Below are 9,598 nucleotides of genomic sequence, written 5' to 3' on the forward strand. Positions count from 1 at the left end.
CGACCCTGAACATCAGCGTCACCCCGGTCGATGACAGCTTCACCGATGCCAGCGAAACCGTGTCCACCCTGGAAGACACTGCCGTGACCGGCAGCGTGCTGACCGGGACTTCCAGCGTCGACGGCCCGGTCAGCGTGCTCAACTTCACCATCGGTGCGAACACCTACGCCGCTGGCACAACGGCGACCATCGCCAACGTCGGCACCTTGGTGATCGGAGCCAATGGCGCCTACACCTTCAACCCGGCCGCCAACTACAACGGCAGCGTGCCAGTGGTCAGCTACACCGTCACCGACGGTTCCGGTAGCAATGTCACCTCGACCCTGACCATCAGCGTCACCCCGGTCGATGACAGCTTCACCGATGCCAGCGAAACCGTGTCCACCCTGGAAGACACTGCCGTTACCGGCAGCGTGCTGACCGGGACTTCCAGCGTCGACGGCCCTGTCAGCGTGCTCAACTTCACCATCGGTGCGAACACCTACACCGCCGGCAGTAAGGCGACTATCGCCAATGTCGGCACCCTGGTGATCGGGGCCAACGGGGCGTACACCTTTACTCCGGCTGCCAACTACAACGGCAGCGTGCCAGTGGTCAGCTACACCGTCACTGACGGTTCCGGTAGCAATGTCACTTCGACCCTGAACATCAGCGTCACCCCGGTCGATGACAGCTTCACCGATGCCAGCGAAACCGTGTCCACCCTGGAAGACACTGCCGTGACCGGCAGCGTGCTGACCGGGACTTCCAGCGTCGACGGCCCTGTCAGCGTGCTCAACTTCACCATCGGTGCAAACACCTACACCGCTGGCACAACGGCGACCATCGCCAACGTCGGCACCTTGGTAATCGGGGCCAATGGCGCCTACACCTTCAACCCGGCCGCCAACTACAACGGCAGCGTGCCAGTGGTCAGCTACACCGTCACCGACGGTTCCGGTAGCAATGTCACTTCGACCCTGAACATAACCGTGGTGGGTGTGAATGATGCACCGATCGCCGCACCGGTTAATGTCACCGGTACCGAAGACACCCCGCTGGTCCTCGGCTGGTCGACCTTCGGCGTCCGCGATGTCGACAGCCCCGACGCCAGCCTGGGTGTAAAAATTACCGGCCTGCCGGGTGACGGCAAGTTGCAGTATCTGAACGGCTCGACCTGGACCGACCTCACGCCTAACCAGATCATCACCAAGACTGACATCGACGCGGGCAAGTTGCGCTTCATGCCAGACACCAACGAGTCTGGCGCCAACGGTAACCCCAGCGGCACGGGTAACAAGCTGGCGGATTACGCGCAGATCCAGTTCCAGCCAACCGACGGCTCGCTGCTGGGCAACACCGGCACGATTAAAATCGATATCACCCCGGTGGCAGATGCGCCAACGCTGAACGTGGCCAGCAACAACGTCACCTCGACGGGCTTGATCAAGGAAGTCTGGACCGGCCTGGCTGGCCTGGGTACCAACGGTAACGGCGCGCCATCCGACACGCTGAAATCGGTGATCGATGCCGCCGGCAAAGCAAACTCCAGCAGCACCGTCGGCAACGTGCAATCCAGTGGCGACGTAGCTGTGGGCACCGCGTCGAAAACCTCCGGCCTTATTTACCTTGAAGCCGGCAAGACTTACACCTTCAGCGGCAGCGCTGACGACAGTCTGTTGGTGACGATTGGCGGCAAGAATGTAGCCAGCGCGCTGTGGGGTAACGGTGGAGCCATCTCGGGTGCTGGCTTCAAGCCGACTACCAGCGGCTACTACACCATCGACATCTACCACCACAATCAGAGTGGCCCGGGCAGCTATGACGTCAACCTGTCGATCAACGGCGCCGCCGCTGTCGACCTGAGCAGTTCCGGTATCCCGCTGTACACCGGCGTGGCCAACCTGGCCGCATCCGGCGTGACGGTGTCCGAGCTGCACGGCACTAACGGTGAAGGTTACTACGAGGGCTACAAGCTCAACGAAGGTGCGGAAAACGGCAGCGTACACCTGTCCAAAATCACCACTGCACTGACCGATACCGATGGCTCGGAAAGCCTCAGCGTGACCATCAGCGGCTTCCCGAAAGGTATGGTGCTGAGCGACGACGCGGGCCACACCTGGACCGTGGGCACCGATGGCTTGGCGACGGTGACCGGCTGGAACCTGGCCAACCTGACCCTGACGCCACCGGCTTACTACAACGGCAAGTTCGAGCTGACCGTGACCTCCACTTCTACCGAGCAACTGGGTGGTTCGGCCCCAAGTACGGCGACGATTCCGGTCACCATTTATCCGGCGACGTACAACCCGATCACGCTTACGTCGGGCAACGACGTTCAGGACGGCACCTTTGGCAACGATATTATCGTGGCGGACATCGCCGGGCTGACGACGACACCGGGCCAGAACTACAACATCGCCTTCATGGTGGACAGTTCGAGCAGTATGAGCTCCGCCTCCGTGACGTCGGCCAAGAACTCCCTGATTGCGGTGTTTACCTCGCTGATCGCCAGCGCCACATCCCAAGGCGCAAACCCGGGCACCGTGAAGGTGTTCCTGGTGGACTTCGATACGCAGGTGAACAAATCGATTTCGGTCGACTTGTCGAGCAAGGGCGCGCTGGACAGCTTGAAGACCGTGCTCAATAGCATGAGCAAGGGTGGCTTGACCAACTACGAGGACGTGTTCAAGACCACGGCCAACTGGTTCCACAGCGAGGAGGCGACGAGTAACTCGGGTGCGACCAACCTGACTTATTTCATCACCGACGGTGCACCAACGGCCTACACGTCGTCCGAGCTGGTCAATCCAAAGGTTGTCGATTACCACTGGACGAACAGCAACACCGACATCAATCTGGACAGCCTGATGAAGGCCGGTGATTACACGCCTGGTACCGCGTTCAACACGATGATCGGCGGCCAACTCCGGACATTGGTTGATGCCAGCGGTAACGTTTACAAATGGACTCAGGACATTCTCGGCGAGTGGAAACCTTCGAAGGTCGACAGCGACCTGAAGATTCACGCGCAGGGTGATGGAACATACGAACTGTCTAACAACGGCGGCGACGGCAGCGTCGATCGCGAAAGCGCCCGTAATGCAGGGCTGGCACTCGCCCTGTTCGCAGCCGCCAACTCCACCGTACAGGCCATCGGCTTGAACAACGGGGTCACCGAAAACGACCTGGCTCCGTACAACACGACCAAAGGAAAACCGCTGGCCAACATCAACCCTGATGACCTGGCTAACGCGATCCTCGGCCACAGCGAGGCGACATTACCAGGAAGCGACACCATCAACGGCGGCGATGGCAACGACATCATCTTCGGCGACCTGGTGAGCTTCAACGGCGTTACCGGTGAGGGCTACACCGCACTGCAAGCGTTCGTCGGCCAGGAAACAGGTGTCGAAACCAACAAGGTCACCCCAAGCAACGTGCACCAGTTCGTGACCGAGAACTACAAAGTGTTCGACGTGTCCGGTGCTCATGACGGCAACGACACGCTGCTGGGCGGTGCCGGCAACGACATCATCTTCGGCCAGGGTGGCGACGACAAACTGTACGGCGGCAATGGCAACGACATCCTGCTTGGCGGAACCGGCAACGACCTGCTCGACGGTGGCGACGGCAATGACATCCTTATCGGTGGCAAAGGCAACGACACCCTGATCGGCGGTCTGGGTGGCGACACCTTCGTCTGGAAAGCTGGCGACACCGGTGCCGACGTGATCAAGGACTTCAAGGCCGCCGAAGGTGACCGTATCGACCTGCGTGATTTGTTGCAGAACGAGACCGGAAGCACCATCGACAACTTCCTGAAGATCACCACGACGGACGGCGTGTCGTCCCTGGAAGTGAACTCTGCCGGCAAGTTCAACAGTAATGACGCAGCAGCTGCCAAGGCCGATGTGACGATCAAACTCGAAGGCAACAACTGGTCGACCGCCAACCTGCACAACCTGATTGCCGGTAGCGATCCGACCATCAAGGTTGATCACAACAACAGCTGATAGCCAGCGGACGGCCGCCCAAACCGGGCGGCCGTCACGTTTGCGACAATCACCCCGGTGACGATTTCGTCGTCGCACCGCATACTCGTGCGCAGTTGTCCTATGCTGCTGACAGCATGAAGCTGGTCCATTTCTGAGGGATGCTCAATGTTTTACGTGCAACGCGATGCGCAAGGCCAATTAGTGCGCGTGGAGGCGGCAGCTTACGCCGAGGCCACCGAGACGCTGCCCGCGGATCATCATGAGATCCAGGCGTGGTACGCCAACGAAGTGATGGAAGTCAGCCTCAAACAGCTCAAGCAGAGCGACCTGGAAATGATCCGGGTACTCGACGACTTGATTCAGGTGCTGACCAGCAAAGGCGTGATTCGGGTGACGGACTTGCCGGCGGCGGCGCAGGCCAAGCTGATGGACCGGAACCAGGCGCGTGAGGCGTTGGGTGGATTGAGTCACTTGATTGATGATGAAGAGACGGGGTTGATTTAGGACCGTTGCCAAAGCAAAAGATCGTCCGATCGCGGCCCGAGCCTTCGAACGATCTTTTGTGCTTCTGAAGTGTTTACTGCCAGGGCTTGGGCTCACCAAACAACTGCCCTTGCACCCCATAAAGCCCCATCTCGCGGATCACCGACAACTCCCCTTCAGTCTCGACCCGCTCAGCTATCAGCGGCAGATCAATGCTGTGCGCTGCGCGCTGGATCGCCTCGATGAACAGGCGCTTGTCGCCCTCCTGATCAATCGCACGGATGTAGCTGCCGTCGATCTTGAGGTAGGCCAGGCCCAGGCGTGCAAGGTTACCTATCATGCTGAAGCGTCCGCCAAAACGTTGCAGGCTCAGGGAGAAGCCCAGTTCACGCAAACGCTTGGTCAATTGCTCGAGCACGGCTTGCTCGGGAATCTGCTCCTCGCCGATTTCCAGGGTCAGGCGCGGCCCCATGTTCGAATGTGCGCGCAAGCTCTCGAACACCTTGTTCAGCATCTGCGGATCCGCCAGCGTGGCCGAAGACAGGTTCAGCGCCAGTGACTCGTCATGACCGGCCATTTGCTCCAGCACCAATTCCAGCATCAGCCGGTCCAGGCGCGCGGTCCAGCCAAAGCGCTCCAGCCAGGGCAGGAAACGCCCCGCAGGGATGGTCTGGCCCTGATCGTCAATCAGCCGCGACAGCACCTTGTAGTGCAGCACCAGCTGCGGGTCCTGACTGGCGACTACCGGCTGGAAGTACAGTTGCAGGCCTCGATTTGTCAGTGCCTGATCCAGCAGATTGTGCCAGGCATGGTGGTCATCTGCGACGCGGGACGAAGCGCTGTGATCCAGGCAGGCCCAGCTCGGCTCACCCTGTGTTTCCGCCTGCGCCAGTGCCTGGTCGGCTAACCCGATGACCGCCTGCGGTGAGTCACCATGGACAAACGGTGCCAGGCCCAGGGAGGCAACCGAGGCCACATCGGTGGCTCCGGTGGCATGCAGGCTCGCCAGGGCGCTGTCGAGGTTACGCGCCAGTTGCAGCGCTTCTTCACGGACCAGCCCAGGGGCCAGCACGGCAAACTCGCCGCCGCGAATACGTGTGACCAGGTTGAGAGTCTCGGGATACTTGGCGCACTCACGCGATAGCTGCTCGCCGACCGCAATCAGCAACTCGTCGGTGCGCTGACCGCCGAGACGCTGGTTCAAACCGGCCAGATCCTTCACCCGTAGCAACAGCAGATAACCCGAGCTGGCCTGCTCCGGGTTGCTCACCCGGGCGTTCAATTGCATCTCGAAATACCGCCGATTGGCCAAACCCGTGAGGGTGTCCTGATACGATTCGACGCGCAGCTTTTCACTGCGCTCGGCCTGCTCCTGGAACAGCGCCTTGAGCTTCTCGACCATCTGGTTCATGGCCTGGACAACGCGTCGCAATTCGGGGGTGCGCGGCAGGTCCGGCAGGCTGAGAAACTCACGTCGGGCAATGGCGTGGGATTGCTTGACCATGTAGTCCAGGGGCTTCAATTGCCGACGCAGCAGCAGCGCACCCAGCACCGCACTGACGGCGCCACAGAGCAGGAGCCAGCCCAGGCTGCCCAGTGCGCTCTGCCACAACTTGGCCAATGCAAACATCGGGTGACTGACGACCTCGACCCGCGCCGCCTGCTCCCAGCCACGGCTGACGATGGCATCACCACCGGCGGGCTCCAGCCCGATCAGCTTGACGAACCAGTCGGGCACGTTGGTCACCGCTGGAATGCCGCTGCGTTCCACGATGACGTTGTCGTTGCTGACGTCTATCACCCGAATGCTGGCGTAGTAACCACTGTCGAAAATCGAGCTGACCAGCAGCTCGACCATCGCCGGGTCATCAATATTAGGCGTCAGCGACAACGCCAGGGCCGTTGCCGCATCCTGGGCGTGGGAGCGCAGCTGGTTGATGTATTGGGTCCGCGAGCTTTCCAGGCTGACCATGAAGCTGCCAGTGAAAGCGACTACCAGGAACAGACAGATAGCGATCAAAAGCTGTTTGAACAAAGACATCTGAGCGCGTGCTCCTAGTTAGTCGTCTCGACCGGAAAACCTTCGGCCTGCATTTTCTTTAACACATCCTGCCAGCGGGACAGGCGTTTGGTGTCGCTGACTTTTTTATTGCCCTTGGCGCCCGGAAGGTACAACCCTTCTGCGTTGAAAGAGTAGACCGGTAACAGGTCGGTTCGTTGATTGGCAGGCTTGATTGCATCGATCAAGCTGTCGAGCACCAGCGGCATTGCCTCGGGACTCGAATAGTAGGTCAATACCATATGCGCGCGATTCTGGCGCAGGGCCTTAACGTAGGTGATGCGCAGTTTGTCACTGGAAACACCAAGATGGCGCAGGCTGAAATACTTGGCGATGGCATAGTCTTCGCAATCTCCTGCGCCTTTCCACAACGCTTCGACCGGCGTCTCCCAATAATCAACCTCGTTCCACAGGTCGATATCCTCCACATAACGCACTTTGCGGTTGAAGAACTGATTAACCAAATTGAGCTGCTCGAGTTCACCGACCTGCTTTTGTGTAGCCAATAAATGCTGCCAGGCGTCAATGCGTTGCTGCCCTTCGCCCAAGGGGCCGTACAATGCCTGGGCACGGCGACTGATCAGCGAGAAATCCCAATCGGCATGCAGGCCGCCCAGCATGAGGCCAGCCAGCAGCAGGGCGAATGAGAGCCAGCGCAAAGTCCGAGGGATTGCGAAACGTACCGCCAATGCGAGGCATCCAGATCAGGCAGGTGGAATTCGGTTGATGGTGCAGGTTAGCCCGACAAAAGACAATGGCACGATGAGATCACTGATAGCGCGCTAAGCTTTCAGCGCGGCCGCCGGTTTGACATCTTGTCTGGCAGTCTCTAGTGTCAATTTGGATCCAATTACATTAAAACTTATTCAGGGTGCGTTGTGACACAAAAGCCCAACCCTCTAGGCAGTATCAAGATCAACGCGCCAATCCCTGCACACATGGCCCGCGCAGTGATTGAAGAGACCTTGCGCTCGGCGATTCTCGACGGCCGAATCCCGTGTGGCACGGCATTGCGTCAACAAGACCTGGCGGATTTCTTCGGGGTCAGTCGCATGCCGGTTCGCGAAGCACTGCGTCAGCTTGAGGCGCAGTCGCTGCTAAGCGTCATCGCACACAAAGGCGCCGTTGTTGCGCCGCTTGTCCAAGGCGATGCGGTGGAAACCTATGCACTGCGCATTCTGCTGGAGTCGCAAGCGCTGCGTCTGTCGATCCCTCTGCTTACCGCGGAGGACATTGAACAGGCAGCGCGCCATATCCATGATCTCGAGACAGAGCGCGACTTTACCGAGATCGGTCGTCTAAACCGCCTCTTCCACATGGCGCTCTACAGTAAAGCGCCCAACCGCAGGCTGTTGCGGCTGGTGGAGGACGGGCTGAATGAAGAGGAACGCTTCCTGCGCTTCAATCTGGAGGCGATGAACCTGGGTGAATTGTCCCAGGAGGACCACCGGGCGCTGTTGCGCGCAGTGGGGGACCGTAATGTCGAGGGCGCAGTGCGCTTGCTTGAACAGCACCTCAATCGTGCGGTGGAAGTGATTACGCGTTATCTCAATAGCCCCGAGCAATAGCCGTTCCAAGAAGGCTTGACCGATGTCATTCGACAGACGCGTGGCGATCAGTTGCGCAATTGGCTACCGGTGAAAGACAATGCGACTAATTATCATTGTGACATCCGGGCAGCCGCATCATGTCTTCATCACCGTTGGCAGCACAGGTGCCTGATCAACATGTGGTGAGACAGGCTATCCACTGGCTCCTGCGCTTGCGCAACAACGCTGGCAATCCCCGGCTGCGCCTGCAATGCGATGTATGGCGCGCGGAGCGCCAGGAACACGAACTGGCCTGGCAGCGTGTCAAATCCCTGCAGGCCGAGCTGAGCAGCGATCCGCGCGCCATAGCAGGCGCCCCGGATCACTTGAATACCTCGCCAGCCAGTGCCTTGGGCGTAGGCCGCCGGCAAGCCCTGCAGATGCTCTCCGGCTTGCTGCTGCTGGGTTCGACAGCCTGGTTGGCCAAGGACGCATACCACTGGCAACAATGGACCTGCGACTTCGCCACCACCACTGGCGAACGGCGTGGTTTCCAGCTGCCTGACGGCACCCGCCTCGAGCTCAATACCGCCAGTTCGGCAGACCTGGATTACACCCCTCATCAGCGACTGATCAAACTGACCCGAGGCGAGATACTCGTGACCTGTGGCGGGATCGATCAAGCCGCCTCGTTTGATCGTCCGTTAAGAGTGCAAAGTGTTCATGGATTGTTCGAGGGAGTGGATGCCCGGTATGTCCTTCTTCAGGAACCGAACCGCACCCGGCTCAGCGTAACGGCCGGCAAGGTGATCATTCATTCACCAGTGTCCGCCGCTGGCGTGCCCATTGAGGTGCGTCCCGGGCAAAGTTACCTGGTCGATCGCCAACAAGCGTCAATGGCGTCACCGCCTGACCTGGAGCCAGGTACGTGGGTGGACGGCCTGATGGTTACGCGAAATATGCGTCTCGCAGACTTCCTGGATGAGCTGGGCCGCCATCGGCATGGCCACCTGAGCTGCGCCACAGATATTGCTGACCTACGCCTCACCGGTGCATTCCGTCTGGACGACACTGACCAGCTCCTCGTTACCCTGACGCACGCCCTTCCCGTCCAGTTGCACTACCGAACGCGCTGGTGGGTCACCCTGCAAGGCAAAGCCTGAGTCATCGGTGATGGGCAAGTGGCATTCATAGGGCGCTAAACGACAAAACCCCTGTCTGCGTTAGCAGACAGGGGTTTTGGAATTCAATCTTGACGATGACCTACTCTCACATGGGGAAACCCCACACTACCATCGGCGATGCATCGTTTCACTGCTGAGTTCGGGATGGGATCAGGTGGTTCCAATGCTCTATGGTCGTCAAGAAATTCTGTGACCCGCCCGTTACAGCAGTAACGTGCAGGTGAAAATGAGTGACTTCTACAAAAACAAAACCCCTACCTGCATACGCAGATAGGGGTTTCGGAATTTAATCTTGACGATGACCTACTCTCACATGGGGAAACCCCACACTACCATCGGCGATGCATCGTTTCACTGCTGAGTTCG

6 protein-coding genes and 2 rRNA genes are annotated in these 9,598 nt (G+C 59.4%); 4 read left to right on the forward strand and 4 right to left on the reverse strand.

Features of this window, described 5'->3' with window-relative positions:
* Both UB23_RS17210 and UB23_RS17215 read left to right on the forward strand, forming a co-directional pair.
* Nucleotides 1–3,995 (forward strand): beta strand repeat-containing protein (locus tag UB23_RS17210; RefSeq protein ID WP_045060507.1); only part of this gene is annotated, 3,995 nt, incomplete at its 5' end.
* A 147-nt stretch (nt 3,996–4,142) separates the two neighbouring features.
* On the forward strand, nt 4,143–4,481 hold the full coding sequence (locus UB23_RS17215) for a hypothetical protein (RefSeq protein WP_045060508.1): 339 nt from the start codon (nt 4,143–4,145) through the stop codon (nt 4,479–4,481).
* Nucleotides 4,482–4,554: 73 nt separating this feature from the next.
* On the opposite strand, the gene lapD is transcribed toward UB23_RS17215, so the two are convergent.
* Both lapD and lapG read right to left on the reverse strand, forming a co-directional pair.
* Nucleotides 4,555–6,501 (reverse strand): cyclic di-GMP receptor LapD, encoded by a 1,947-nt coding sequence (lapD, locus tag UB23_RS17220; protein WP_045060509.1) that lies wholly within the window; start codon nt 6,499–6,501, stop codon nt 4,555–4,557.
* Nucleotides 6,502–6,515: 14 nt separating this feature from the next.
* Nucleotides 6,516–7,208, reverse strand: coding sequence for a cysteine protease LapG (gene lapG / locus UB23_RS17225; RefSeq protein ID WP_045060510.1), 693 nt, complete (start codon nt 7,206–7,208; stop codon nt 6,516–6,518).
* 189 nt (nt 7,209–7,397) lie between these two features.
* On the opposite strand from lapG, the gene UB23_RS17230 reads away from it, so the two are divergent.
* Complete coding sequence (locus tag UB23_RS17230; RefSeq protein ID WP_045060511.1) at nt 7,398–8,087, forward strand: GntR family transcriptional regulator; 690 nt, start codon at nt 7,398–7,400, stop codon at nt 8,085–8,087.
* Nucleotides 8,088–8,206: 119 nt separating this feature from the next.
* Nucleotides 8,207–9,211, forward strand: coding sequence for a FecR domain-containing protein (locus tag UB23_RS17235; protein WP_045060512.1), 1,005 nt, complete (start codon nt 8,207–8,209; stop codon nt 9,209–9,211).
* 87 nt (nt 9,212–9,298) lie between these two features.
* On the opposite strand, the gene rrf (UB23_RS17240) is transcribed toward UB23_RS17235, so the two are convergent.
* A 5S ribosomal RNA gene (gene rrf, locus UB23_RS17240) occupies nt 9,299–9,414 on the reverse strand.
* A gap of 108 nt (nt 9,415–9,522) precedes the next feature.
* Nucleotides 9,523–9,598: ribosomal RNA gene (gene rrf / locus UB23_RS30790) — 5S ribosomal RNA — on the reverse strand; the annotation flags it as partial.

The organism is Pseudomonas sp. ES3-33 (genome assembly GCF_000952175.1).
In the GTDB taxonomy this organism is placed as follows: domain Bacteria; phylum Pseudomonadota; class Gammaproteobacteria; order Pseudomonadales; family Pseudomonadaceae; genus Aquipseudomonas; species Aquipseudomonas gregormendelii.

Bases quoted from the DNA above. Each gene is read 5' to 3' on its own strand.
- UB23_RS17215 (WP_045060508.1), top strand. From the start codon at position 4,143: ATGTTTTACGTGCAACGCGATGCGCAAGGCCAATTAGTGCGCGTGGAG.
- lapD (WP_045060509.1), bottom strand. From the start codon at position 6,501: ATGTCTTTGTTCAAACAGCTTTTGATCGCTATCTGTCTGTTCCTGGTA.
- UB23_RS17235 (WP_045060512.1), top strand. From the start codon at position 8,207: ATGTCTTCATCACCGTTGGCAGCACAGGTGCCTGATCAACATGTGGTG.